We start from the raw sequence: 22,361 nt of genomic DNA on the forward strand, positions 1-22,361 counted from the left end.
GCGGGGCCACGGCTCGGCGCGGTGGGCTACATCGACGCGCGGACGTACTCGTGGAGGGCGTCGCGGACGAACGCGGCACCCTCCGCGCCGCCGTAGGTGTCGGCGAAGGCCGGGTCGGCGGCGTACATGTCGCCGAGGCAGCGCACCATCTCGGCGGACCGCTCCCGGTCGCCGTCCGCCGTCGGCGTCCCCGGGATCGCCCGCAGCCAGTCGACGTGCCGGGCGGCGAGCGCCCGCGCGCGGTCCGAGCACGGCTCCGCACCGTCCCGCCACGCCTCGGCCCACGCGGCGACCAGCGCGTCGGTGTCGCGCTTCCACTCGATCCGCTGCGTGAGGCTCTTCCCGTGCCACCAGTCGTTGCTCTCCCGGAACGCCCGCTCGCCCCAGCGGTCGACGACCTCGTCCCGGTACGGGTCGTTGAAGCCCTCCCGCATCATCCGCATCGACGGGTCCCGGCCGGTCCGCCGCGCGTCGAGGGTGTGCCGGGCGGCGGCGAGCCGCCGCTCCAGCCGGGCCCGCTCGTCCTCGAGGAGGTCGATGTGCGCGCCGAGGGCCGCCGCCTCGTCCGCCCGCCGGTCCAGGACGTCCGCGATGACCGGCAGGCTCAGGCCGACGTCGCGCAGCAGCAGGACGCTCTCCAGCCGGGCCAGCGCGTCCGCGTCGTAGTAGCGGTAGCCGTTCTCCCCGACCCTGGACGGGCGCAGCAGCCCGATCTCGTCGTAGTGCCGCAGCGTCCGCGCGGTGACGCCCGCCCGCGCCGCGACCTGCCGGATCGTCAACTCCACGGGGTCCACGATGCCACGTCGCGGTCATGTCGCGGTCATGTCGCGGCGCGCCGCCGGTGCCGCTCCCGGGCCAGCTCGCAGGCCGCGCGCAGCAGCTCCCGTACCGTCGCGTCCGTCCTCGCGCCCGGGTTCACCACGGCCAGCCAGCCCAGCTCGCCGTAGACGGGATGCGCGATGACGGCGTCTTCCGCGGCCGGATCGGTGTCGTGGGTGTCCGGTTCGCGGGGTGCGCGGCCGGTCCACGCGGCGAACGCGTCCCTGCCCGCGGCGATGTTCACGCGGAACGCGCCGGGCCTGTCCAGCCGCGACGCCGCGTCGTCCGGGTAGTCCTTGGTCACGATCGTCGCGAAGGGCTGCGTCGCCGCCGGGACGGTCCCGTCCGGCGCGTAGTAGAAGAACGCGTCACCCCAGGCGATCTCGGGCGTCCCGTCGCCCGGCCCCGGCTTGAGCGCCAGCACGCCCTCGAACCCCTCGACGTACGCGATGATCTCATCGATGCTCATGCGTTCCAGCGTTACATTCAAGTGCTTGTGGAGACTTCGAGTGCCGAAAGCCGAGGTCGACGTGTGAAAAGTCGCCACTGGCTCCGAACCATCGATGTCGCGCGCCGGTCCGGGTACTCGGTCCAGCAGGTCCGCGACCTCGAACGCGACGGAGTCCTGCCTCCGGTGACCCGAACCGCTTCGGGTTACCGCGCCTACGACGAGGTGCACGTGCGCTCCGCCCTGGCCTACCGGGCCCTCGCATCGGGCACCGGACCGGTCGAGGCCAAGCGAATCATGCGCGCCGCGCACGCGTCGCCGTCCGAGCCGCTCGCCCTCCTCGACGCCGCGCACGCCCGCCTCCACACCGAACGCCTGCACGTCGCCCGCGCCCGGACGGCCGCCGAGACGATCGCCGCCGAACCCCTCGAGGACGTCCGGCCGTCCGACTCGATGGGCGTCTCCGAACTCGCGGACGCGCTCGGCGTCCGTCCCTCGACCCTGCGGCACTGGGACGCCGAAGGGCTCGTCGTCCCGCACCGCGTCGCGGGCACCCGGCGGTACGCACCGGACGACGTCCGGGCCGCCCGGATCGTCCACCAGCTCCGCGAGGCCGGCTACCGGATCTCCCGGCTCCGCGCGCTGATGCCCGACCTGCGGGCCGCCCGCCGGTGGGACGAGGTGACGGCCGCGCTCGCCGCGCGGGACGCGAGCATCGACGCCCGCTCGTCCGCCCTCCTCCGGGCCGCCGCCGAGCTCGCTCCCCTGCTCGCCCCGCACGCCTGAGCCGTCCGGCCGTCTCCGGCGGGGTCCCTGCTACGGGTCTCCGGGATCGGCGTTGTCACCTGCAAGTTATTGCTCTCCGTAGTTGAATCATTACGATGAGTCGGTGGTTCGCATGCCAGGAACAGGAGGAAGTGAATGAAGTTCAAAATCGCAACCGCCGTGGGGCTGGCCCTCGTGAACGGCGCGGCCATGTTCGCGGTCGCCGTCCAGCCCGCCCAGGCGACGGACGCCGGGCGCGAGCCCGCGACGGCCGCGCGGTGCGGCGGCAGTCTCATCGACCGGAAGGTCGCCCGCTACCAGGGCAAACCCATCGCCGAACTGGTCGTCTACTACAACCGGGGCAAGAACTGCGCCCTGCTCAACCACCTCGGCGTCACGCGCGGCAAGAGGCTGCGGACCACCGTGTTCCTGGCGGCCTGCAAGGAGACCCGCCCGTCCAGGGCCTGCCACTTCCACGGCAGGCCGGCGACCGAGGACGGCAGGTTCGCCTACTACGCCGGGCCCGTCTCGAAGGCCGCCGGCAACCGCTGCATCCACGCCGCCGGGGACATCTACTTCCACGGAAAGCGCCACCTGGAGACCAGCCCCGCCGCCTCCCACTGCCGCTGACGCCCGGGCCCGCCGCCCCCGGCTCCCGGCCGGGGACGGCGGCGCCTCACTCCTCGACGATGAAGTCGCCCTCGAACGTCCTGGCCCATTCCTCGATGGCCTCCCTCTCCGCCGCGCGCTGCGCCGTGAGGACGATCCGGTTGCCGTCGGGGTCGTCGATCGTCAGATCCGACGTGTACCACGGGGTGTCGGCGGGCCCCTCGACGCGCGCGCCGTCCGGCAGCGCGGGCCGGAGCGCCGCCGCCAGCTCCGCGAGGTCCTGCCCGCCCGCCAGGAAGCTCACGGTGACGCTGCCGCGCTCCGGCTCGCCGGGAACGATCAGGATGTCCTGGTACTTCATCCGCCGCAGGTGCACCACCGCCGGGGACCCGTCCGGTCCGGGGACGGTGGCGAGGGACACGAAGCCGGCGGCGTTATAGAACGCCTCGGCGGCGGCGAGGTCCGCGACCTGGAACGTCGCGAACATCGGCATGGGGTAGATGGTTCGGTCGATCTCGGGTAGTGCGCTCATGCCGCCGAACGCTAGAAGTTGCCGTAACGGCAAGGTCAACTTCGTTCGCCCGCCGAGCTCGGCGCGCTCGCCGCGCTCGTCGCGCTCGGCGCGCTCGGCGGCGGTTCAGGTCACCGTTTGCGCGCCACCCCGCACGCGCCCATGTTGTCGAGTGCGCCTTCGGGATCCTCCTCGGCGGGGTCGAGTTCGGGACGCCACCGGTGCGGTTCGACCAGGCCCGGTTCGAGCATCTCGAAGTCGCCGAACAGGGGCGCGATCTCGTCCCAGTCGCGCAGGGTGCCCAGGCCGGTCCCACCCTGATACGCGGCGGCGGCCTCCCGCAGCCCCGGGAGGGCGTGGCTGATCGACAGGAAGCTGCCGGGGGCGAGCCGCTCGCGGACCTCGGCCAGCATCTCGGCGGGCTGAGGGTCGGGCAGGAAGTGCAGCAGGGCGAGCGCGCTGACCGCGACCGGACGGCCGAAGTCGAGCGTCCGGGCCGCCTCGTCCATGATGCGGTCGACGTCGAGCACGTCCCCGTCGATGTACTGCGTGACGCCCTCGGGGGTACTGGTCAGCAGCGCGCGGGCGTGGGTGAGCACGATGGGGTCGTTGTCGACGTACACGATCTGCGCTTCGGGCGCGACGCCCTGGGCCACTTCGTGCAGGTTGGGCGAGGTCGGCAGCCCGGTGCCGAGGTCCAGGAACTGCCGGATTCCGTGGTCGCGCGCGAGCAGGCCCACGGAGCGGGCCAGGAACCTGCGGTTGATCTGCGCACCCGACGCCAGCTGCGGGCAGATCTCGAGAACCTTCTGGCCCAGCTCGCGGTCGGGGGCGAAATGATCCTTACCGCCCAGGTAGAAGTCATATATCCGGGCGGGATGCGGCTGGTCCGTACGCAGATCCACAGAGGGTGGCGTTTCACTCACGAATTGCACTTCCTGGAGGAGGGGCGAACAAGATCGTGCAAAGAGGAGCGTAACCGTCGGCGGGCTTGCGGCGAAGGCCGTCCGGTAAAGCGTCAAGGCTGGAGCATGCCCAAGGCTCCTCCCAAGATTCCGCAGATGCCCGCCGCGGCCTGCACCCATCTCGCCTTCGTCGGGCCCGCGGGGCTCGCGAGGAGGCAGAGCACCAGCAGGCCGGTGCCGACCGCGACGACCGCCCAGGACAGAAACGAGCCCTGCCACTCGCCGAAGGCGTGGAAGCGGCCCAGCGCGATGGCGATGCCCATGACGGTGACCAGCACCAGGTAGGCGGCGTCGCCGGGCGGCATCCGGTTGGTCAGGCCGTCCCACAGGGAGGTCAGCGCGATCAGCGAGGCCGCCACCGGAGTCAGCACCTTGGCCTCTCCGGTCCACCACGGCAGCACGAGGGCGATGCCGCAGGCGAGTCCGAGGCAGGCCATCAAAGCGGCGGTCACGTTGTTCCGTGCCGCTCCCCTCCGCAGCAGGTACGGCATGGACAGGAACGACAGCAGCAAGAACGCGGCGAGAGCCCACTGCAGGATCCACAGAAGCACGTTCATGGCATGAAGATGGAATTACTCCATGGCTTGAAGAGACTTCGGGGAGATCTGGCCGGAACCTGTCGGATCTGACGCCGATCTGGCGAGTCGCGGTCGATTTCAAACGCGTTCTCGCGGTTCGAACGGATCGATCAGCGCTTCCTCGACCTGATCGGCCGCCGCACGGAACGCGTTCGCCCGGCCCGCGCAGAGGCCCGCGTCCCAGATCCGTCCGTCGCGGAGCCGGACCCGCGAGCGTGCCGACTCCATCTCCGCGAGCATCCGCCACGCGCTCGCCTCCCGCGCGACCGCTCGCAGCCGCCGGTCCGTCGTAAGGAAGACGACCTCCGAGCGCCGGGCCTTGCCGAACATCGCTTGCAGCCGCCGCCTCACCGCACCACCTCGAACCACACCGTGCCCCGCCCGTCCCGGTCGACGGCCGTACCCCAGTCGTGCGCCAGACCGTCCACGACCAGCAGGCCGCGCCCCGACTCCGACCACTCGAACGTCCGCGACGGGATCCCCGGGACGTGTGCCGCGCCGCCGTCGTCCTGCACTTCCACGCGGAGCCGGGTGGACGATGCCGTGACCATCACCGTCACCCGAATGCCCCCACCCGGCTCCCCGCTCGCCGTGTGCCGCACGGCGTTCGTCGCGATCTCGCAGACCATGAGGTCGATGTCGTCGAGGTCGAACCCGACGGTGCGTCCGCCCAGCGCCCCCGCGAGCGTCCGCCGCACGCGGGCCCGCACCTCGCGTACGTCCAGCTTCTTTCCGGGTGCCCCCACGCGTTCGGTGTGGACTTCGCACCATTCGGACACGTCGGACATTCGCGGTGGATGTGGTGATTCGTGAAAGTCGATTGCTTTTCTCATCGAATGGGTCCTCGCGTCCAAGTTCTTCGCCGAAAGTGTTGCCCCCACTCTCGCGGTTGTGTTTACGCTGCGAAAGCGACCACTCGACAGCCCCCGCCAAGCGAAGACACGATCTTGAAACCGGTCGAACGGTTTCACTCCGGAAGGGATCCTCATGGGCGAGAATTCAGCGCGGGAGTTCTTCGGCACCGAACTCCGTCGCCGACGCGACGAGGCGAAGCTCACCGCCAGAGAACTCGGTGACGCACTCGGCTGCACGTCGCAGTGGATCAGCACGATGGAGTGCGGACGCAAGACCTCCGAGCAGAGCGCCCTCGACCTCGACACCTACTTCAAGACCGACGGAATGTTCCACCGCATCTGGGAGCACGCAAAGAAGGCCGACCGCAGAACCCTTCCCCCTCCAGGCTTCCCCGAGTACGCCGAACGCGAGAAGCACGCCACGTCCATCCGCATCTACTCGGCCCTACTTCTGACCGGTCTGTTCCAAACGGAGCGTTACGCGGCCACGGTGATGGGCGCCACGGAGAACGACGACGCAACGGAGTTCGTCGCCGAGCGCATGGAGCGTCAGAGCATCCTCAACAGCGAGAACCGCCCCAAGGTGTGGCTGACCATCGAGGAGAATGTCCTTCGGCGACCAACAGGCGGAGCAGACGTTATGCGGGAGCAACTCGCTTCCCTCCTAAAAGTAAGCGATCATCCCGACGTCATGATGGACGTCATACCGCGGAGCGTCGCCTATCATCCCGGACTGGAAGGAAGTTTCACCCTTCTGGGCTTTGACAACGGCACCAACATCGCTTACACCGAATCAGCCGGAACGGGTATGCTCATCGAGCAGCCTGCGAGGGTCGTAGACTATGTCGTAAGGTACGACACACTGAGAGGCTTCGCGCTCCCATTCAGCGCATCGCGAGCCTTGATAACCGAGGTGATGGAGAGCCTATGAAAGACAAGCCCATCCTCAACTGGCGCAAGAGCAGCCACAGCGGCCACAGCGGCGGAGAATGCGTCGAAGTCGCCGACCTCACACCGAGCATCACCAACCGCGACCTCCCCAACTGGCGCAAGAGCAGCCACAGCGACCACCACGGAGGAGAATGCGTCGAAGTCGCCGACCTCACCCCCGTGATCGGCGTCCGCGACAGCAAGAACCCCGACGGACCCAAACTGGCCCTCAACCGCGCCGACTGGCAGGCACTCACAGACGCCATCAAGACCGGCGCGCACGACCGGAGCTGACCATGCGGGCTGTCCAATGGCGCAAGAGCAGCCGCAGCGGCCACGAAGGCGGCAACTGCGTCGAAGTCGCCGACCTCACACCGAGCATCACCAACCGCGACCTCCCCAACTGGCGCAAGAGCAGCCACAGCGGCCACGAAGGTGGAGACTGCGTCGAGATCGCCGACCTCACCCCCGTGATTGGCATCCGCGACAGCAAGAACCCGGACGGTGCGAAGCTTGCCCTCGACCGGGTTGCCTGGCGGGCACTCGTCCGTGAGATCAAGGCGGACGGGCGTCCGTTGTCCTGACCAGCGCACACCGAGCCCCCGGCCGCCAGCGGGTACGCACGACGCGGCCGGGGGCTCGCCGCGTCCCATCGCATCGTCCCGGCAGAGGAGCGAACGAAGTGATCGACCCCCGTCTCAACGGGAAGAACGTGCTGGTCACCGGTGGTGCGGGAGGGATCGGCGCGGCGATCTGCCGGGCGTTCGCGGCGCAGGGTGCACGGGTGGCGGTGCATTATCTCGCCGAGGATGCCGCCGCCCCTGCCGACGCCGAGTGGGCGCACATCACTCCCGGTGCGACCGCAGCCGAGAGGCTCGCGGACGAGCTGGGCAGCGGGTCCTTCGCGATCAGCGCGGACCTGTCCGAACCTGACGCGCCCCGCGAACTGGTCGAGGCCGTCACGGATCGGGCCGGGCCAATCAGCGTCCTGGTCAACAACGCGGCCCACTGCGAGACCCCGGACGACATCGACAACCTCACCCACGGCTCACTCGAACGGCACTACCGGGTGAACGCCATCGCACCGGCGCTCCTCACCACCGAGGCGGTACGGCTGCGGCACGGGGACGAGCCGCTGTGCGTCGTCAACATTTCCACCGACGCCGCGCGGGCGTTCCCCGGCCAGACCGGCTACGGGACGTCCAAGGCGGCCCTTGAGGCGTTCACCCGGTCGAGCGCGCTGGATCTGGCACCCCGGGGCGTCCGGGTGAACGCCGTCGCGCCGGGGCCGGTCCAGACGGGGTGGATGGGACCGGACGTCCTCGCACAGGCCACCGAGATCGTGCCCATGGGACGGGTCGGCGAACCCGGCGACATCGCGGACGCCGTCGTGTACCTGGCGTCCCACCAGGCACGCTGGATCACCGGGCAGGTCCTCCAGGTCGCGGGCGGCCACGCGCTCTGACACCCCCCGGGGGCCGCCGAAGGCTTGGGCGTCGCCCCCGCCCCGACAGGACAGGGCCCGTTCGATGTTCCGAGCCGAACGCGGGCCAGGACACCAGCCCTGACTTATATAAGCGCGAACTGATACGATCCCTGTCCGTGCACGCATTCGACATCCTCGGCGACCCGGTGCGTCGGCGCATTCTGGAGCTGCTCGCCGACGGCGAGCGGACCTCAGGCGCGATCACGGACGTGATCCGGGCCGAGTTCGGACTCTCCCAGCCGGCCGTCTCACAGCATCTGCGCGTGCTGCGTGACAGCGGGTTCGCGTCGGTACGGGCCGAGGGCGCTCGCCGGTTCTACGCCGTCGTACCCGCGCCGCTGAGCGAGGTCGACGCATGGCTGGACCGGTTTCGCCGGTTGTGGGAACAACGCCTCGACGCCCTGGAAACCGAACTGGCCCGGGGCAGGCGTGCGGCTCGGACTCAGGCCGGCGCGGAGCCCACCCGACCGGCCGAGCCCGGCACCGATGCGGACAAGGCCGATCCATCAGCGAAGGAGTCCTGATGAAAGACGTACTGGACGAACTGGCCGCCGCGCGCCGGGCGATGGGCAAGGGCAGTGTGCCCGCCGGCGACGCGTACACCATCGAGGTGCGGCGCCGGTACGACGCGCAGATCGAAGACGTCTGGGACGCCATAACCAGCCCCGAGCGGCTGGGTCGCTGGTTGAAACCGGTCACCGGGGATCTGCGGCTCGGCGGGAAGTTCGAGCTGGACGGTGGTGAGCACGGCGAGATCCTCCGGTGCGAGCCGCCGCGCCTGCTCAAGGTGTCCTGGCTCTACGGGCCGGACGCCGACGCCTGGCCCGGCACGAGCGAGGTGGAAGTGCGCCTGGCTCCGGGCCCGACCGGCGACACCGAGTTCGCACTGATCCACGCGGCGGTCGTCGAGGAGCCCCTCTTCCCGACCTACGGCCCCGGTGCCGGCGGCGTCGGCTGGGACCTGGCTCTCCTCGCCCTGGCCCGGCTGCTGGCCGGTGGCGAGACCGCCGACCACGACGGAGTCCAGGAGACGCCCGAAGGGCGCGAGTTCATCCGGCGCAGCGCCGCGGCCTGGGGCGAGGCTCACCTGGCCGCCGGTGGCGAACCCGAGCACGTCACGGCCGCGGTCCAGGCCACCACCGCGTTCTACGCACCCGACCCGGCCTGACATTCGGGCTGCGAACCCCTCTGTCGAGGAGCAAGGACGCGCAGCACTACAGGGTGTCGTCCCGCGTCTGAAAGGAATGCACGCCATGAAGTACGCCAACTCGATCGAGATCGCCCTGCCCCGGGAGAAGGTGGCCCGGCTGCTCGCCGACCCGGCGCACCTACCGAAGTGGCTGCGGGACCTGGTGGTGCACGAGCCGGTGAACGGGGTGCACGGGCAGCTCGGTACCGAGTCGCGGGTCGTGATGCAGTCGGGGCAGCGGAAGATCGAATGCACCGAAACGATCACGCGCCGGGAGCCGGCGGACCTGCACGGGATCCCGGAAGAGAGCGTCGTTCACTTCGACCGCGAGATCGTCGGCGCGGGCATGTGGAGCGTCGTGCGCGATCGGCTGACCGAAGCCGGTCCGGAAACGGCTCTCTGGGAGAGCGAGAGCGAATACCGGTTCAACAGCCCGCTGATGCGGCTGGTGGGGCTTCTGATGCCCGGCTCCTTCCGCAAGCAGTCGCAACAGCACATGCAGGATTTCAAGGCGTTCGCCGAACAGGGGAAGGATGTCCGCGAAGGGACGAACTGATCTGCTGTCGACGGCCTTGTCGCGGGGCTGAGAGGGTGGCCGTATCCGACGGAGGAAAGAGAACGGGAGGGACATGCGCGCCGAGATCGAATGGGTGGACGCGCGGGAGAGGCTGCCGGAGGACGGGGTGCCCGTGGCCGCCGCGACCTCGGGCCGTTACGCGTTCGACGATGCCGACGAGCATCGTCCGGATGACGGGCAGGTGTTCTGGCTGGTGATGCCCATGGTGTTCATCCGCCGTCACTTCGCCGAGGACGGGCGCGAGTACCGCGACTGCTTCGTCGACTCCGACCGTATCGTCCGGTTCCCCAGCGGCCGGGGCACCGACGATCCGGTCACCCACTGGGCCGAGTTGCCCACCCTGCCGGGCACGTCCGTGCACTACACGGTGGGCGAGGAAGCGGAGACCGCCCTCGCGAACGCCTTGGACGAGGGAACGGAATAGGGCCACGCCCGGACCCCGGCGGCACGAGCCGGCTGATCAGACTCCGCGCAGAACGCGAGATGCCTTGACGGACATATGTCTTGCAGGACCTATTTAATAGGTGACCGATGCCCTTTGGGCCGCGCTCGCCGATCCGCACCGGCGCGCCATCGTCCCGCTGCTGCTGGAGCGGCCGCGGCCCGTCAACGAGCTCGTCGAGGGGACCGGCCTGAGTCAGCCGAACACGTCCAAGCATCTGCGGGTGCTGCGCGAGGCGGGGCTCGTCCGGGTGCGGCAGGACGGTCAGCGGCGGGTGTACGCGCTGGATCCGGCGCCGATCGCGGAGCTGGACGCCTGGCTCGCCCCGTACCGGCGGCTGTGGAACGACAGCCTCGACGCGCTGGGCCGCCGCCTCGACGAGACGCCCGCAGCGCCCGCGACGCCCACCGAGGGGGAGTCACCTTGACCAGCACGACCGGCACCTACCTGACCCTGGACGACGGGCGGCCCGCCGTTCGCTTCGTCCGCGAGTACGACCACCCGGCCGAGGCCCCGGCACCTCGCGTTCACCTGGAACGACGACGAGCTGCGCTTCGACCTCGAGGAGATCGACGCGAAGCGGACCCGGTTCACCTTCACCCACGTCCTGGCCGCCACCGACACCGCCGCCCGCACCGCCGCCGGGTGGGAGGTGTGCCTGGCCTTCCTGGACGCGCGGATCCGCGACGGCGATCTCGAGGCCGCGCGGGCGGGCGCGTCCGCGGCCTGGCAGGAGCGCTACCGCGCCTACATCGCCTCCGGCGTCCCGTCCGGCGCCCCGGTTCCGGGGATGGACGCGAACTGACGAGGCGGCCACCCGGGCAGTGCCCGATGACCGCCCGGGTGGCTCGGGTTGCGAAAGATCAGCCGCAGTGGTCGTTCGGGATCACGACGCCGCCGTTGTCGAACTGGCCGCCCCAGTCGATGCACTGGCTCGGGGCGTACCGGTAGACCGGCCCCGCGTAATAGCTGTAGACGTCGGCGTCGCGCTGCCATTTCGTGTCGCTGGAACGCTTGAGCTGAGCGCCCATCCAGACGCTCTTGCCGGGGGTGTTGGACACGGTCACGACGCAGTTCCAGCCGCCGTTGTAGGTAAGGAAAACGGTCGATCCAGCAAGGGCACCTGGTCGATGACCCTGTAGCCGTCACCGCACGCGCCGTTGTAGGACGCCGCCTGGGCCGGGCTCGCGAGGACGCCGACCGTCGCGGCGGCGAGCGCCGCGGCGGCACCGGCACCCAGCAGTTTCCGGGCGATGTTCATGAGATCCCCCATCTCCGCGGCCGAAGGAACACTCGTTCCACATGTGTCACGACCCCCGTGCACATGATCAGCCGATGTCACATTAAACAGGCATTCATACGAAGATCAAGAAATGGGGAGCGGCCACTGCGCGGCGGTCAGGCGACGTCGAGCACCGCCTTGCCGTGCAGGCGGCGGCCCAGCAGGGCCTCGGCGGCCTCGGCGGCCTTCTCCCAGCCGCCCCGCCAGGTGATCTGCGGGTCGAGCCCGCCACCGGCCACCTGGTCGGCGAGCCAGGCCAGGTCGGCGCCGACGCCGGAGCACCCCAGTAGGTGGAAGGTGACGAAGGACCGGTCGTGGCGGCCCCCGTCGCCGTAGAGGGCACCGAAGGGGAAGTGCTCCGGCAGGCCCGACGCGTGCCCGACCGAGACGAGCGTGCCGCCGCTCGCGAGGGCGTCGAACGCCTCCACCAGGTGCGGGCCGCCCACCATGTCGACGACCCCGTGGACGTGCGACGTGAGCCCGGACGGCGACGACAGCACCTCGTGCGCGCCGAGTTCGCGCAGGCCCGGGCCGTGGGCCTCGGGTGAGCCCGTCGTCGCGATCACCGTCGCGCCGCCCCGCCGGGCGAGCTGGACGGCGTACCGGCCCGCCCCGCCCGTCGCGCCGGTGATCAGAATTCGCCTGCCCAGGAGGGGGCCGGCCGCGTGGAGTGCGCGCAGGGCGCTGGCGCCCGCGACCGGGACCGTGCTGATCGCGCCGAGGTCGGCTCCGTCCCGGACCGTTCCCAGCAGGCCGGTGTCCACGGCACGCAGCTCGGCCCACCCGCCGCGCGCGCCGAGCGTGACCACGGGCGTCCCCGCGGCGGGGCCCGAGCCGTCGGCGGCGGCCCGCTCCACCACGCCCGCCGCGTCCCAGCCGAGGACGGTCCCCTCGGGCTCGATCTCGATACCGGTCCTGACCTCGCCGTAGTTGAGGGAGGTGGCGGTCACCCGCACCAACGCCTCGTGCGGGGCCGGCACGGGGTCGGGCGCCTCGCCCAGGCGGAGCCCGGCGGGAGCCGAGCGGTCGATCAGCAATGCTCGCATCGTCGTTCACCTTTCACATGGAGTGACGCGGACCAGTATTGCCGGTCACCAGCATTTGCTGTCAACCGGCATATGCGTGTCTCCGGCGGATCGACTGGTAGGGTGCCGGCATGGCGACGACCCTGCGCGAGCGGAAGAAGGAGCGCACCCGGCGGCTGCTCGTCGACACCGCACTGGAGCTGTTCACCGAGCACGGTTTCGACGGCGCGACCCTCGACGACCTGTGCGGCGCGGTCGAGATCTCCCAGCGCACGTTCTTCCGCAACTTCGACAGCAAGGAGGACGTCGCGCTGGCCCCGACGAACGATCTCTGGACGTCCTGCCTCGAGGGGCTCCGGTCCCGCGTCCGCCGCCCCGAGGACGCCACCGTCCTCGGCCTTCTCCAGAGCACTCTGCTGGACGCGCTGGAACGCATGACCGACGAGGGCTGGACGCGGCGGGTCGCGCTCAGCCGCCGGCTGGCCGAGAGGACGCCGTCGATCGACGCGCACGGGCGGCAGTTCTGCGACCGCACCAGCCGCGCCATCCTGGACGTCCTGCACCGCGACCTGGAGATGCCCGAGCCCGGGGATCTGCGCGCGCGGCTCGCGCTGGACATGGTGGTCGCGGCGTTCCACCAGGCGCTGAGCGACTGGTCGGCACGCGGCGACGCGCCCACCCGCGAGGAACTGGCCGACGACCTGCGCACCGCGTTCGCCGCCCTGCCGGACGCGCTCGCGCTCCCGGCCGCCCCCAGGTCGTAGCCGCGCGCCGGCGACGGGCGGGAGGGCGCGCGGGTGCGTGGCCCGGACCCTCGGACGTCCGGTGCGCCGGGCGGGTCGAGGTCGCGTAGCGTACCGAATAAAGAGCATCGAACTTCGCATAACGGCCCTTTTATGGCATTGACCATAACCTCTCCGGAATGCATTGATCGCCGGATGTACATGTGGAACGCTTGCCGATGCCCACTTAGCGGACGGTGACGCCGCGCAACCGAACGTGTCGCGCGGCGACCGCCGCGTTGTTCGTCCCCGATGCTCCAGTGAAGAAGGCGACCGTGACGAGACGCCGGGTACCCCGCCGCGCGACGAACCCCGGAGCCCGCCGGTGAGGTGGTGGAAACGCCGCCGCCGGGCCCGGTCATCGCAGCCCCCGCCGGCGCCGCGGCTCCCCCAGGCTCCGCCGCCCGGCGCGACCCCCTTCGCGACTCCCCCGCCCGTCCCCGGCGCCCCCGCCCCGCATGGCCGGCATGCCCAGGGTGCGACGCCCTTCACGGCTCCCCCGCCGCCCGCCGGACCGGCCGCGGCCCCCGCGGCCGAACCGTCCGCTCCAGGAACGGCACCGTTCAGGGGCGGCCCTCCCGAGCCCGGCTCGGCACCCGCGAGCGAACGGCTCGCTCCCGGTGCGGCTCCCTTCACGGGTGCCCCGGCACCGGCCCCGGCGAACGAGCCACCCGCTCCCGGTGCCGCGCCCTTCGCGGGTGGCCCGCACACCCCCCGTTCGACGCCCGCACCCGAACCGTCCGCTCCACGTGCGGCGCCCTTCGCGGGCGCCCCTTCTGCCCCCGGCCCGGCGCCGTTCGCGGGTGGGTCGGCCGGGCCGCCGTCGGCGGTCTCCCACGGGGACCCCGCGGCCCGTCCGGGCGGCGACGCGGACGTGTGGGCCGAACTGTGCGAGCGGTTCTGCCTGCAGTTCCTCGTGCTCGCGGAGAAGATGCGTCCCGCGATGGACATGCTCGAGCGGCAGGAGGAGGACCCCGACCGGCTCGAGGCGCTCTACGAGATCGACCACGGCGTCACCCGGATGCGGCGGGTGGCCCGGGACCTGCGGGTGCTCGCCGACCGGGGCGACGAGGACGTCTCCGGCGTCGACACCTCGCTGCTGGACGTCGTCCGGATGGCGGCGTCGTCCATCGAGGGGTACCGGCAGGTGTCGATCCTGCGCATGGTGGACCTCGCGGTGCCCGCGCACGCCGTCGAGGACGCGGCGTCGCTGGTCGCGGCGCTGCTGGACAACGCGACGAGGTTCTCGCCCGCGCAGGTCACGGTCAGCGCCCACCTGCTGGACGACGGCGGCGTCATGCTCCGCGTCGAGGATTCGGGCATCGGCATGTCGGCGGGGCAGCTGGAGGAGCTGAACGCCACGCTGGCGGGCCCCGTCCCGGCGATGACGCGCGGGACGGCGCGGCAGACCGGCTTCCCCGTGGTGCACCGGCTGGCCCGCAGGCACGGGGTGACGGTCCGGTTCGCGACCCGCTCCGGCGGGACGATCGCGATGGTGACGGTGCCCCCGTCGCTGCTCTGCGAGATCCCCGCGCCGGAGCCGCGGACGGGCGGCGCGCCCGCCCCGGCGGGGAACCTGACCATGGCGCGGCGGGTGGAGCGCCCGGCGCGGAAGGCTCCCACGCTGAACGTCGCGAGCGACGCGGATCTCGGCGGGCTGCCGCGCCGGCAGCGCACCAGCCTGCGGCCGGTGGCCGAGCCCGCCGACCGTCCCGCCGAGCCCGCGCCCGCGTCCGAGCCCGGCCCGGCCGGGGACCCGGACGGGGCGGGGACGTTCGCCGCGGACCTGGACGCCTTCACCGCGGGCAGCCGCCGATTCACCGACGAGCAGGAAGGACGGCAATGAGCATCGCCTCCACCGGGCCCACGGGGCCCCAGGACTTCGGGTGGCTGCTCAAGCAGTTCGCGTCCGCGACGCCGGGGGTGACGTTCGCGCTGATCGTGTCGTCGGACGGGCTCGCGCTCGTCGAGTCGGGGTCGCACCCGTCGGAGTTCGTCGATCCGATGGCGGCGCTGACCAGCGGGATGATCAGCCTCGGCAACAACATCGCGGGGCACGTCGGCGCGGGCGGCTGCGACCAGATCATGCTGAAGTTCGGCACCGGCCACCTGCTGTTCATGAGCATCGGGCAGCTCGCCGGGCTCGCGGTGCTGGTCGGCGAGGGCGCGAACCTGGGCGCCGTCGCCCACGAGATGACGAAGTTCGTGCACGGGGCCGGGCACGTCCTCACCCCGCAGATGCGCGACGACCTGCGTCGCATGGCGGAGCGGGCGATGCCGTGACCGCCGCCCGGACCGCCCCGGCAGGAGGGACGACATGACGGCCAATCCGTGGGTCCGGCCGTACGTGCTGACCGGCGGACGCACCCGCGGCAGGCGGCACCTGCTGGTGCACACGCTGATCACGGGTGCCGGATACGACGCGGCGTTCGCCGAACGCCTGCTGCCGGAGGCGCGCGCGCTGTACGAGCGGGCGCACGCCGTCGGCGAGTCGGTCGCCGAACTGTCCGCCCACTGCGGGGTGTCGCTCGGCGTGACCCGCGTCCTGCTCGCCGACCTCGCGGCCGGCGACCGGATCGTGATCGCCGACGCGGACACCTCGCCGTACGACCCGCACGTCCTGGAGAGAGTGATCGATGGTCTACGCCAGCTCGCCTGAGGCGTCCCGGCCCCGGCCCGCCGGACGGGCGATCGCGCGCACCTCGGTCAAGATCGTCGTGGCGGGCGGGTTCGGCGTCGGCAAGACGACCCTGGTGGAGGCCATCTCGGAGATCCCGCCGGTGAACACCGAGGCGTGGATGACGCAGGCCGCCGCCAACGTCGACCCGGTCGGCGCCGGCGACGGCAAGACCACCACCACCGTCGCGATGGACTTCGGCCGCGTGACGCTGGCGTCCGACCTGCTGCTGTACCTGTTCGGGACGCCCGGCCAGCCGCGGTTCTGGCCCATGTGGGACGACCTGTGCCGGGGGGCGAGCGCGGCGATCGTCCTCGTCGACACGCGGCGGCTGGACGTGTCGTTCCCGGCGGTCAACTACTTCGAGAACGACTCGGACGTGCCGTTCATCGTCGCGGTGAACCTGTTCGACGGCGTGCAGACGCACCAGATCCCGCAGATCCGCGCGGCGCTCCGCCTCGACGACGGGGTGCCGCTGGTGACGTTCGACGCCCGCGACCGCGGGTCGGTCGTCCGGGTGCTCACCGAGTCGCTCGGCCACACCCTCGACGCCACCGCGGGGCGCGCCGCCAGGTGACGCGCCCGTCCACAACTGAACACACCCCGCCCCGCACAGGGAGGAAGCAATGCGAAGGATCCTGATCGTCGGCGCGGGACAGGCCGGTCTGCAACTGGCCCTCTGCCTGCAGGCCGAGGGCTACGACGTGACGGTCATGTCGGCGCGGACGCCGGAGGAGATCCGGGGCGGCCGGATCATGTCGACGCAGTGCATCTTCTGGCCGCAGCTCCAGATCGAGCGGGACCACGGGCTGAACCTGTGGGAGGACCGCTCGCCGCGGATCGTCGCGCAGCGGGTCACGGTGGCGGGCCCGCCGGGGAACCGGGCGTTCCAGACGCTCGGCCGCTGGACGACTACGCGCAGTCGGTCGACCAGCGGGTCAAGATGGCGGGCTGGCTGGAGCTGTTCGAGAAGCGCGGCGGCAACGCGGTCTACCACAGCGTGATGACGTCCGATCTGGAGGGGCTGTCCGCCCTGTACGACCTGACGATCATCGCGGCGGGCAAGGGCGAGCTGGTCGAGCTGTTCGACCGGGACGCGAGCCGCTCGCCCTACGACCGTCCGCAGCGCAAGCTGTCGTGCATCTACGTGCACGGGATGACGCCGTGGCCCGACCACCCGGAGCCGCACGTGCGGATCACCGCGACGCCGGGCGTCGGGGAGCTGTTCTTCATGCCGGGCTACACCAACACCGGCGCCTGCGACATCCTGCTGTGGGAGGCGGTCCCCGGCGGCCCGTTCGACGTCTGGGACGACCGCCCGGACCCGGCGGGGCACCTCGCCCGGACGCTCGACATGATGCGGCGGTTCGCGCCGTGGGAGTACGAGCGGACGGTCGACGCGCAGCCGACCGACGCGCGCTGCACCCTCTACGGGGGTTACGCCCCGGTCGTCCGGCGCCCGGTCGGGACGCTGTCGGCGACCTCGCACGTCCTCGGCATGGCCGACGTCGTCGTCGCGAACGACCCCGTCACCGGGCAGGGGTCGAACAACGCGGTGCGCTGCGCCGAGATCTACTTCCGGTCGATCGTGGCGCGCGGCGACCGGCCGTTCGACCCTGCCTGGATGCAGGAGACGTTCGAGGCCTACTGGGACTACGCCAAGCACCCGACGGCCTACACGAACATGATGCTCGGGCCGCTCCCCGAGCACGTCCAGAAGGTGCTGGGGACGGCGGCGGTGAACGAGCAGGTCGCGTACCGGTTCGCCCACGGGTACGCCAATCCGGCCGATTTCTCGAACTGGCTGCTGGACCCCGCCAAGACCGAGGAGTACCTCGCGTCGGTCACCTGACCGGCCGTCACCGGCCGCCGACCTCCGCCACGCAGGACGCGACGAAGTCCTGGACGACCGGGTTCGCGTCGGCGGCCGGGGGCCAGGCGACCGCCACCCGGCTCGGGCCGACGCCGTCGACCGGGCGGTAGACGACGCCCGGACGGGCGTAGAAGCGGGCGGCCGACGCGGGCGCGAGAGCGACCCCGAGGCCGTTCGCGATGGCGCTCAGCCAGTCGTCCGGCTGCTCGGTGACGGCGCCGACGAGGGGCGGGCGGCCGTCCCGCTCGTCCGTCCCGAGCCAGTGCTCCCGCCAGGCGCCGGTCTCGGGCGGGGCCGCGACGAACGGCTCGTCCCACAGTTCCCGGAACGCGATCACCTCGCGCGCGGCGAGCGGGTGCGCGGCCGGGAGCGCGACGTGCCGCGGCTCGGTGAGCAGGTCCCGCACGCGGAAGCCGTCCTGGCCGGGGAAGGGGAGCCGCACGAGGGCGACGTCCACGGTCCCGTCGGCGAGGCCCGCGGCGGGGACCGACCAGGGCGCCTGCCGCATCTCGACCCGCCAGCCGGGGCGGCGCCGCGCGAATCCCGCGATGATGCGCGGGGTCGCCTCGTTCGCGGCGCTCGCGAGGTAGCCGACGTGCAGGACGCGCGCCGCCCGCCGGGACGCGGCCGTCGCCGCGCGCCACGCGTCGTCCCAGCCTTCCAGCAGGGCGGGCGCGCGGCCGGCGAGGGCCCGGCCGGGCTCGGTGAGCGCCATCCCGGCCCGCGACCGGCTGAACAGCCGGACACCGAGCCGGTTCTCGAGCTGCCGGATCTGCTTGGTCAGGGCGGGCTGGGAGACGAACAGCCGCTCCGCCGCGCGGGTCAGGTTGCCCTCCTCGGCCACGGTGACGAAGTACCGCAGCAGCCGGGTGTCGACATCCATGCCGCCAGGTTATGGACGGGTGTATTGGACGCCCGCGACGGCCCCCCGCGAGCCTGGTCGCATGCTGTTCATCGCCTACGCCGCCATCACCGTCGCCACGATCGCGGCGAACGCCGGTATGGCCGTCGCGGACTTCGCGAAGGCCCGGTTCGTGCTGGCCAACTCCGCCGAGGTCGGCGTCCCCGCCTCGTGGGTCCCCTACCTCGGGGCGCTCAAGGCCGCCGGTGCCGCCGGGCTCCTGCTCGGGCTCCTCGGCGTCCCCCACATCGGGATCGCCGCGGCCGCGGGGCTCGTCCTGTTCTTCGTCGGGGCCGTCGCCGTGCACGTCCGGACCCAGGTTTTCCACAACCTCGCGTTTCCCGGTGGATACCTCGCGCTCGCCGTAGCGTCTCTGGTGCTGGCCGCCGCACATTGACCGGACGCGCGGCGCACTAGCATCAGGCATTCGCGGCCGGACGGGAGAATGCGCGTGATCGACGAAGCCGTACGAGCGTCCAACGAACTGACGGCCAGGTGGGCGCGGCACGCCTGCACCGGGGAGTCGACCGCGCTGTCGGGTGCCGGGCTCTGGCCGCTGCTGGCGCTGCTGGCCGCCGCGGCGGAAGGGCCCGGACGCGCCGAACTGCAGGAGGCCGCCGGCTGCGACGCGGCCGTCGCCGACCGGGGCGCCCGCGAACTCCTGGAGGTGCTCGCGCGCGGCACCGCGATCGACGGCGCGTTCGGGCTCTGGACCCGGGCGGGCCTGCCGCTGGAACCGTGGTGGCTCGACGCCGCGCCCGGCGGCGGGTCGCGCGGCGAGCTGGGCGACGCCCCCGCCGCCGACCAGGCCCGGCTGGACGCGTGGGTCGAGCGGCACACACACGGGCAGCTGAAGCGCATGCCGGTGCGGATCGACCGCGACACCCTGATGGTGCTGGCGACCGCGCTGAGCATCGACACCCGGTGGCGACGGCCGTTCGAGGACGTCCCCTACCGCCCGGCGCACGGGCCGTGGTCGGGCCGCGAACTCGCCGGGCTGAGGGGCGGCGGCACCGATGTCGACCTGCTCTCGGTCGCCGACACCCCCGGCGGGCCGGTCACGCTGCTGCGCGTCGAGGGCGAGGACGACGTCGACGTGCACCTGTGCCTCGCCGCGCCGGACCGTCCGCCGGGCGAGGTCCTGGCCGCCGGGGTGACCGCGCTCGGCGGCGGCCACCCGGTCCGGCCGGGCACCGCGCTGATCGCCGGACCGGACGGCCCGAGGGCACCCGGCGCCGAACTGCGCACGATCACCTCGTTCGACCCGACTCCCGTCCTCCACCTGTACACCGTCCGGTTCGGCGTCACCGCCGGGCACGACCTGCTCGCCCGTCCCGGCCTGTTCGGCCTCGCCACCGTCGCGACCGACACCCGCGACGGTCACTTCCCGCGGATCTCCCGGATGCCGTTGAAGATCAGCCAGGGCCGGCAGGACGTCACCGCGACGTTCAGCGCCCGCGGTTTCAAGGCCGCGGCGGTCACCGCGTTCGCGGCCGTCGCCGGAGCGGCGCCGCCGCAGGGCAAGGCACCGATGCTGGACGTGGCGTTCGACCGTCCGTTCGGCTTCCTCGCCCGGCACCGCCCCACCGGGCTCGTCCTGCTGGCCGGATGGGTCGCCGACCCCGACCCCTGGCCGGAGGACGGCGGCGAGCAACCCTGGTGAGACGGCGGGGACGCCGCGCCCCGTGCGTCCGGCGGGTGCGTCAGCGGTGGCGGGGCGGACGTCCTGCGGGGGTTCCGGTGAGCGCGGACGCGTAGACGGCGAAGCCGAGCAGGCCCGCGACCATCATGGCGGAGCCGACGTGCACCACGGCCGAGCCGACCGCGGCGGCCCCGGACCAGGTGGGGTCGCCGTAGTCCGGGTCCATGATCATGGTCAGGCCCAGGAACGCGAGGGTGGCGGGGAACAGCCACGCCAGCCGGAGGCTCAGCCGGACCTGCCGGCCGTTCAGGCCGAGGCCGCCCAGGAACAGCGCCGTGCCGTACCCGACGGCCGCCACCAGCCGGCGCCAGTCGCCGTCCACCGCCGCGTTGACGAGCTGCACGGCGAAGTACGCTGCGCCCAGCAGCAGCAGGGTGCCGAGTGCGCGCATCCACGGTTGCGGCTCCGCGCCCGTCCGTCCGGCCGTCCGCGCGGCCGGCTCGCGCAGGCGGGCGAGCGTGCCCCCGTACAGGACCCACCCCGCGAGGCCTGCGGCGACGAGGACGGGGCCGAGGAGCTCCGGATCCGCGCTCCCGTAGTCCGTGTCCGCGAGCATGGCGAGGCCGGTGAACGTCAGCGTCGCCGGGAAGAGCCACGCGGCCCGGACGCAGAGACCGGTTCGCCATCCGCTGACGGCGAGACCTGCCAGCAGCAGGGACAGCGCCACCCCGGCCGCGGCGGCGGCCGTGCGCGGGTCGCCGCCGGTCATCTCGCCCGCCGCCCGGACGGCGCCGGTGAACGCGCCGAGCAGCAGGACGGCGCCGACGACGCGATCGCGCAGGCGAGGAACGGCGGGGAGTTCTGTGCCGGTTCGGTCGCTCATCCGGCGCATTGTCACATGCAAAACCGACCACTTACCCGATTACCGGTGCTTCCGACCGATATCGGCCACCCGGTTATCTCGCTCTGAAGACGCGGTTCCGGACGGCGAAGCCGTAGCCGGCGAGCCCTGCGACTCCGATGAGCAGGAAGATGACGCCCAAGCCGATCGCCTGCCCGTCGGACTCGACCCGTCCCCGCTCGGCGTCCCCGTTGAGGAAGGCCCCGTAGCCGGGGTCCGCCAGCAGGACGGTTCCCAGGAACAGCAGCGTCGCGGGGAAGATCCACAGCAGCCGGTTCACGAGGCGGGTCAGCCACCCGTTCATGGCCAAGCCGCCGAGCGCCAGCGACCCGGCCAGCCCGCCGACGATCACGCCGGAGCGCCAGTCGCCGCCCGTGCCCTCCGCCGCCACCCGCGCGACGGCGGCGATCGCCCCGGCGAACAGCGCGAACCCGAGGACCCGCGTCCCCACGGTCGCCCTCTCCCGAGCCGCCGGGCCTCCGTCCGGCCTGGCCGCCGATCCCTCGCCCGGCCCCGCCGGACCCCTGCCCGCGGCGGGCGGTTCGTCTGATTCGCTCACCGGACGATGATCCCACGGGACGGCCCGGTCGTGGCCGGGCGCGCGGGGTGTCAGCGGTGGGCGTGGACACCGTGGCGGCGCAGCGACAGGTCGACGGCGGTGTCCCAGTTGTCGGAGATCGCGGCGGAGAGTGCGTGGGCGTCGTCGCAGACCGCCCGCGCGACGTCCGCCGTCTCGGTGTCGCCGGCGCGGGCGGCGATGCGGCGGAGCATCTCCGCCCCGGCGATCTGCAGGTGGGCGGCCACGTAGCCGTCCCGGACGTGCCTGCCGACGTGGTTGCGGTGCCCCTTCAGCACGTCGGCGACGGAGCCCCACAGCATCTCGGCGTCCCGGACGATCGACGGGGAAGCATGGTGCGCGCGGAGCCGGTCCTCGATCGCGCGGGTGTGCTCGCGGTTGCGGTGGGCGAACTCCCCCAGGCGGCGGCTGAGATCCGGTTCGTCGGCGGCCGTGGTGAGCAGCTCGCTGAGGACGCCCTGCACGTGCTGCTGCAGCGCGTGCGCGTCCTTGAGGTAGTCGACCAGCTTCTTCTCGATCGTCGTCATG

The 22,361-nt window shown here is 72.1% G+C and carries 35 protein-coding genes and 1 pseudogene; 22 read left to right on the forward strand and 14 right to left on the reverse strand.

Annotated elements, in window-relative coordinates:
- Positions 1–26: 26 nt before the first annotated feature.
- Together F7P10_RS10640 and F7P10_RS10645 are read right to left on the reverse strand one after the other, a co-directional pair.
- Entirely contained in the window at positions 27–785 is a 759-nt protein-coding gene (locus tag F7P10_RS10640) for a MerR family transcriptional regulator (protein WP_151009195.1), read from the reverse strand.
- Between the two features lie 35 nt (positions 786–820).
- On the reverse strand, positions 821–1,288 hold the full coding sequence (locus tag F7P10_RS10645; protein WP_151009196.1) for a DUF6194 family protein: 468 nt from the start codon (positions 1,286–1,288) through the stop codon (positions 821–823).
- A gap of 63 nt (positions 1,289–1,351) precedes the next feature.
- On the opposite strand from F7P10_RS10645, the gene F7P10_RS10650 reads away from it, so the two are divergent.
- Positions 1,352–2,053, forward strand: coding sequence for a MerR family transcriptional regulator (locus F7P10_RS10650; RefSeq protein WP_151009197.1), 702 nt, complete (start codon positions 1,352–1,354; stop codon positions 2,051–2,053).
- Positions 2,054–2,188: 135 nt separating this feature from the next.
- Positions 2,189–2,662 carry a hypothetical protein gene (locus F7P10_RS10655; RefSeq protein WP_151009198.1) on the forward strand — a complete coding sequence of 158 codons (474 nt, stop codon included), beginning with the start codon at positions 2,189–2,191 and terminating at the stop codon, positions 2,660–2,662.
- 46 nt (positions 2,663–2,708) lie between these two features.
- On the opposite strand, the gene F7P10_RS10660 is transcribed toward F7P10_RS10655, so the two are convergent.
- From F7P10_RS10660 to F7P10_RS42230, 5 genes are all read right to left on the reverse strand, one after another.
- Positions 2,709–3,173, reverse strand: coding sequence for a VOC family protein (locus F7P10_RS10660; protein ID WP_151009199.1), 465 nt, complete (start codon positions 3,171–3,173; stop codon positions 2,709–2,711).
- 110 nt (positions 3,174–3,283) lie between these two features.
- Complete coding sequence (locus F7P10_RS10665; protein WP_254716539.1) at positions 3,284–4,057, reverse strand: SAM-dependent methyltransferase; 774 nt, start codon at positions 4,055–4,057, stop codon at positions 3,284–3,286.
- A gap of 113 nt (positions 4,058–4,170) precedes the next feature.
- Positions 4,171–4,674 (reverse strand): hypothetical protein, encoded by a 504-nt coding sequence (locus tag F7P10_RS10670; RefSeq protein WP_151009201.1) that lies wholly within the window; start codon positions 4,672–4,674, stop codon positions 4,171–4,173.
- A 99-nt stretch (positions 4,675–4,773) separates the two neighbouring features.
- Positions 4,774–5,046, reverse strand: coding sequence for a hypothetical protein (locus tag F7P10_RS10675; RefSeq protein ID WP_151009202.1), 273 nt, complete (start codon positions 5,044–5,046; stop codon positions 4,774–4,776).
- A complete protein-coding gene (locus F7P10_RS42230) occupies positions 5,043–5,441 on the reverse strand; it encodes an ATP-binding protein (RefSeq protein ID WP_176611404.1) in 399 nt (132 codons plus the stop codon). Before F7P10_RS42230 ends, F7P10_RS10675 begins: the two co-directional genes overlap by 4 nt.
- Before the next feature lie 241 nt (positions 5,442–5,682).
- Between F7P10_RS42230 and F7P10_RS10685 the strand changes: the two genes are divergently transcribed.
- The 11 genes and pseudogenes from F7P10_RS10685 to F7P10_RS43245 all read left to right on the forward strand — a co-directional run bounded on the left by F7P10_RS10685 (position 5,683) and on the right by F7P10_RS43245 (position 10,978).
- Entirely contained in the window at positions 5,683–6,480 is a 798-nt protein-coding gene (locus F7P10_RS10685) for a helix-turn-helix transcriptional regulator (RefSeq protein ID WP_151009204.1), read from the forward strand.
- Positions 6,477–6,773 (forward strand): DUF397 domain-containing protein, encoded by a 297-nt coding sequence (locus F7P10_RS10690; RefSeq protein ID WP_151009205.1) that lies wholly within the window; start codon positions 6,477–6,479, stop codon positions 6,771–6,773. Before F7P10_RS10685 ends, F7P10_RS10690 begins: the two co-directional genes overlap by 4 nt.
- A gap of 2 nt (positions 6,774–6,775) precedes the next feature.
- Positions 6,776–7,063, forward strand: a complete 288-nt coding sequence (locus F7P10_RS10695; RefSeq protein ID WP_151009206.1) for a DUF397 domain-containing protein — start codon at positions 6,776–6,778, stop codon at positions 7,061–7,063.
- A 98-nt stretch (positions 7,064–7,161) separates the two neighbouring features.
- The gene (locus F7P10_RS10700) at positions 7,162–7,944 is read left to right on the forward strand and encodes an SDR family NAD(P)-dependent oxidoreductase (protein WP_151009207.1); all 783 of its coding nucleotides are present in this window, start codon (positions 7,162–7,164) and stop codon (positions 7,942–7,944) included.
- A gap of 137 nt (positions 7,945–8,081) precedes the next feature.
- Complete coding sequence (locus F7P10_RS10705; protein WP_151009208.1) at positions 8,082–8,489, forward strand: helix-turn-helix transcriptional regulator; 408 nt, start codon at positions 8,082–8,084, stop codon at positions 8,487–8,489.
- Entirely contained in the window at positions 8,489–9,133 is a 645-nt protein-coding gene (locus tag F7P10_RS10710; protein ID WP_218040452.1) for an SRPBCC domain-containing protein, read from the forward strand. The genes F7P10_RS10705 and F7P10_RS10710 overlap by 1 nt, the downstream gene beginning before the upstream one ends.
- A gap of 85 nt (positions 9,134–9,218) precedes the next feature.
- A complete protein-coding gene (locus tag F7P10_RS10715; RefSeq protein ID WP_151009209.1) occupies positions 9,219–9,710 on the forward strand; it encodes an SRPBCC family protein in 492 nt (163 codons plus the stop codon).
- Between the two features lie 73 nt (positions 9,711–9,783).
- The gene (locus F7P10_RS10720; RefSeq protein WP_151009210.1) at positions 9,784–10,155 is read left to right on the forward strand and encodes an AQJ64_40280 family protein; all 372 of its coding nucleotides are present in this window, start codon (positions 9,784–9,786) and stop codon (positions 10,153–10,155) included.
- A gap of 100 nt (positions 10,156–10,255) precedes the next feature.
- A complete protein-coding gene (locus F7P10_RS10725) occupies positions 10,256–10,600 on the forward strand; it encodes a helix-turn-helix transcriptional regulator (RefSeq protein ID WP_151009211.1) in 345 nt (114 codons plus the stop codon).
- Between the two features lie 141 nt (positions 10,601–10,741).
- Positions 10,742–10,789 (forward strand): annotated as a pseudogene (locus F7P10_RS45390) (hypothetical protein); the annotation flags it as partial.
- Positions 10,790–10,825: 36 nt separating this feature from the next.
- A complete protein-coding gene (locus F7P10_RS43245; RefSeq protein WP_218040454.1) occupies positions 10,826–10,978 on the forward strand; it encodes a hypothetical protein in 153 nt (50 codons plus the stop codon).
- A gap of 58 nt (positions 10,979–11,036) precedes the next feature.
- Here the strand turns inward: F7P10_RS43245 and F7P10_RS45395 are convergent, their stop codons facing one another.
- From F7P10_RS45395 to F7P10_RS10740, 3 genes are all read right to left on the reverse strand, one after another.
- Positions 11,037–11,240 carry a hypothetical protein gene (locus tag F7P10_RS45395; protein ID WP_368077466.1) on the reverse strand — a complete coding sequence of 68 codons (204 nt, stop codon included), beginning with the start codon at positions 11,238–11,240 and terminating at the stop codon, positions 11,037–11,039.
- Positions 11,237–11,434, reverse strand: a complete 198-nt coding sequence (locus tag F7P10_RS45400; protein ID WP_368077467.1) for a hypothetical protein — start codon at positions 11,432–11,434, stop codon at positions 11,237–11,239. Before F7P10_RS45400 ends, F7P10_RS45395 begins: the two co-directional genes overlap by 4 nt.
- A 137-nt stretch (positions 11,435–11,571) precedes the next feature.
- Complete coding sequence (locus F7P10_RS10740) at positions 11,572–12,501, reverse strand: zinc-binding dehydrogenase (protein ID WP_151009212.1); 930 nt, start codon at positions 12,499–12,501, stop codon at positions 11,572–11,574.
- A gap of 110 nt (positions 12,502–12,611) precedes the next feature.
- Between F7P10_RS10740 and F7P10_RS10745 the strand changes: the two genes are divergently transcribed.
- The 7 genes from F7P10_RS10745 (at position 12,612) to F7P10_RS10770 (ending at position 17,791) form a co-directional block, all read left to right on the forward strand.
- Positions 12,612–13,244, forward strand: a complete 633-nt coding sequence (locus tag F7P10_RS10745) for a TetR family transcriptional regulator (RefSeq protein WP_151009213.1) — start codon at positions 12,612–12,614, stop codon at positions 13,242–13,244.
- 892 nt (positions 13,245–14,136) lie between these two features.
- Positions 14,137–15,108, forward strand: a complete 972-nt coding sequence (locus tag F7P10_RS10750; protein WP_151009214.1) for a sensor histidine kinase KdpD — start codon at positions 14,137–14,139, stop codon at positions 15,106–15,108.
- Positions 15,105–15,545, forward strand: coding sequence for a roadblock/LC7 domain-containing protein (locus tag F7P10_RS10755; RefSeq protein ID WP_151009215.1), 441 nt, complete (start codon positions 15,105–15,107; stop codon positions 15,543–15,545). The genes F7P10_RS10750 and F7P10_RS10755 overlap by 4 nt, the downstream gene beginning before the upstream one ends.
- A gap of 34 nt (positions 15,546–15,579) precedes the next feature.
- Positions 15,580–15,921, forward strand: coding sequence for a DUF742 domain-containing protein (locus F7P10_RS10760; protein WP_151009216.1), 342 nt, complete (start codon positions 15,580–15,582; stop codon positions 15,919–15,921).
- On the forward strand, positions 15,899–16,516 hold the full coding sequence (locus F7P10_RS10765; protein ID WP_151009217.1) for an ATP/GTP-binding protein: 618 nt from the start codon (positions 15,899–15,901) through the stop codon (positions 16,514–16,516). Before F7P10_RS10760 ends, F7P10_RS10765 begins: the two co-directional genes overlap by 23 nt.
- Before the next feature lie 49 nt (positions 16,517–16,565).
- Positions 16,566–16,943, forward strand: a complete 378-nt coding sequence (locus tag F7P10_RS44195) for a hypothetical protein (protein WP_254716540.1) — start codon at positions 16,566–16,568, stop codon at positions 16,941–16,943.
- Entirely contained in the window at positions 16,883–17,791 is a 909-nt protein-coding gene (locus F7P10_RS10770) for a styrene monooxygenase/indole monooxygenase family protein (protein WP_254716541.1), read from the forward strand. The genes F7P10_RS44195 and F7P10_RS10770 overlap by 61 nt, the downstream gene beginning before the upstream one ends.
- Before the next feature lie 7 nt (positions 17,792–17,798).
- Here the strand turns inward: F7P10_RS10770 and F7P10_RS10775 are convergent, their stop codons facing one another.
- On the reverse strand, positions 17,799–18,695 hold the full coding sequence (locus F7P10_RS10775; RefSeq protein WP_151009218.1) for a LysR family transcriptional regulator: 897 nt from the start codon (positions 18,693–18,695) through the stop codon (positions 17,799–17,801).
- A gap of 61 nt (positions 18,696–18,756) precedes the next feature.
- Here F7P10_RS10775 and F7P10_RS10780 point away from each other — a divergent pair, with 61 nt between their 5' ends.
- A complete protein-coding gene (locus tag F7P10_RS10780; RefSeq protein WP_218040455.1) occupies positions 18,757–19,110 on the forward strand; it encodes a DoxX family protein in 354 nt (117 codons plus the stop codon).
- Positions 19,111–19,164: 54 nt separating this feature from the next.
- Complete coding sequence (locus F7P10_RS10785) at positions 19,165–20,376, forward strand: serpin family protein (protein WP_218040456.1); 1,212 nt, start codon at positions 19,165–19,167, stop codon at positions 20,374–20,376.
- Between the two features lie 40 nt (positions 20,377–20,416).
- Here the strand turns inward: F7P10_RS10785 and F7P10_RS10790 are convergent, their stop codons facing one another.
- The 3 genes from F7P10_RS10790 to F7P10_RS10800 form a co-directional block, all read right to left on the reverse strand.
- The gene (locus tag F7P10_RS10790; RefSeq protein ID WP_151009220.1) at positions 20,417–21,238 is read right to left on the reverse strand and encodes a hypothetical protein; all 822 of its coding nucleotides are present in this window, start codon (positions 21,236–21,238) and stop codon (positions 20,417–20,419) included.
- A gap of 73 nt (positions 21,239–21,311) precedes the next feature.
- Positions 21,312–21,815 (reverse strand): hypothetical protein, encoded by a 504-nt coding sequence (locus tag F7P10_RS10795; protein ID WP_151009221.1) that lies wholly within the window; start codon positions 21,813–21,815, stop codon positions 21,312–21,314.
- A gap of 50 nt (positions 21,816–21,865) precedes the next feature.
- Positions 21,866–22,360 carry a DUF892 family protein gene (locus tag F7P10_RS10800; RefSeq protein ID WP_151009222.1) on the reverse strand — a complete coding sequence of 165 codons (495 nt, stop codon included), beginning with the start codon at positions 22,358–22,360 and terminating at the stop codon, positions 21,866–21,868.
- Position 22,361: the final 1 nt, after the last annotated feature.

The sequence above is a fragment of the Actinomadura sp. WMMB 499 genome (assembly GCF_008824145.1).
In the GTDB taxonomy this organism is placed as follows: Bacteria; Actinomycetota; Actinomycetes; order Streptosporangiales; family Streptosporangiaceae; genus Spirillospora.

Excerpts from the sequence above, each read along its gene's own strand:
- F7P10_RS10710 (WP_218040452.1), top strand. The coding sequence starts at position 8,489 with ATGAAAGACGTACTGGACGAACTGGCCGCCGCGCGCCGGGCGATGGGC.
- F7P10_RS10655 (WP_151009198.1), top strand. The coding sequence starts at position 2,189 with ATGAAGTTCAAAATCGCAACCGCCGTGGGGCTGGCCCTCGTGAACGGC.
- F7P10_RS10690 (WP_151009205.1), top strand. The coding sequence starts at position 6,477 with ATGAAAGACAAGCCCATCCTCAACTGGCGCAAGAGCAGCCACAGCGGC.
- F7P10_RS10685 (WP_151009204.1), top strand. The coding sequence starts at position 5,683 with ATGGGCGAGAATTCAGCGCGGGAGTTCTTCGGCACCGAACTCCGTCGC.
- F7P10_RS10670 (WP_151009201.1), bottom strand. The coding sequence starts at position 4,674 with ATGAACGTGCTTCTGTGGATCCTGCAGTGGGCTCTCGCCGCGTTCTTG.
- F7P10_RS10755 (WP_151009215.1), top strand. The coding sequence starts at position 15,105 with ATGAGCATCGCCTCCACCGGGCCCACGGGGCCCCAGGACTTCGGGTGG.
- F7P10_RS10695 (WP_151009206.1), top strand. The coding sequence starts at position 6,776 with ATGCGGGCTGTCCAATGGCGCAAGAGCAGCCGCAGCGGCCACGAAGGC.
- F7P10_RS10660 (WP_151009199.1), bottom strand. The coding sequence starts at position 3,173 with ATGAGCGCACTACCCGAGATCGACCGAACCATCTACCCCATGCCGATG.
- F7P10_RS10780 (WP_218040455.1), top strand. The coding sequence starts at position 18,757 with ATGCTGTTCATCGCCTACGCCGCCATCACCGTCGCCACGATCGCGGCG.
- F7P10_RS10740 (WP_151009212.1), bottom strand. The coding sequence starts at position 12,501 with ATGCGAGCATTGCTGATCGACCGCTCGGCTCCCGCCGGGCTCCGCCTG.
- F7P10_RS10720 (WP_151009210.1), top strand. The coding sequence starts at position 9,784 with ATGCGCGCCGAGATCGAATGGGTGGACGCGCGGGAGAGGCTGCCGGAG.
- F7P10_RS45400 (WP_368077467.1), bottom strand. The coding sequence starts at position 11,434 with ATGAACATCGCCCGGAAACTGCTGGGTGCCGGTGCCGCCGCGGCGCTC.
- F7P10_RS44195 (WP_254716540.1), top strand. The coding sequence starts at position 16,566 with ATGCGAAGGATCCTGATCGTCGGCGCGGGACAGGCCGGTCTGCAACTG.
- F7P10_RS10645 (WP_151009196.1), bottom strand. The coding sequence starts at position 1,288 with ATGAGCATCGATGAGATCATCGCGTACGTCGAGGGGTTCGAGGGCGTG.
- F7P10_RS10765 (WP_151009217.1), top strand. The coding sequence starts at position 15,899 with ATGGTCTACGCCAGCTCGCCTGAGGCGTCCCGGCCCCGGCCCGCCGGA.
- F7P10_RS10760 (WP_151009216.1), top strand. The coding sequence starts at position 15,580 with ATGACGGCCAATCCGTGGGTCCGGCCGTACGTGCTGACCGGCGGACGC.
- F7P10_RS10715 (WP_151009209.1), top strand. The coding sequence starts at position 9,219 with ATGAAGTACGCCAACTCGATCGAGATCGCCCTGCCCCGGGAGAAGGTG.
- F7P10_RS10800 (WP_151009222.1), bottom strand. The coding sequence starts at position 22,360 with ATGACGACGATCGAGAAGAAGCTGGTCGACTACCTCAAGGACGCGCAC.
- F7P10_RS10790 (WP_151009220.1), bottom strand. The coding sequence starts at position 21,238 with ATGAGCGACCGAACCGGCACAGAACTCCCCGCCGTTCCTCGCCTGCGC.
- F7P10_RS10775 (WP_151009218.1), bottom strand. The coding sequence starts at position 18,695 with ATGGATGTCGACACCCGGCTGCTGCGGTACTTCGTCACCGTGGCCGAG.
- F7P10_RS10770 (WP_254716541.1), top strand. The coding sequence starts at position 16,883 with ATGGCGGGCTGGCTGGAGCTGTTCGAGAAGCGCGGCGGCAACGCGGTC.
- F7P10_RS10745 (WP_151009213.1), top strand. The coding sequence starts at position 12,612 with ATGGCGACGACCCTGCGCGAGCGGAAGAAGGAGCGCACCCGGCGGCTG.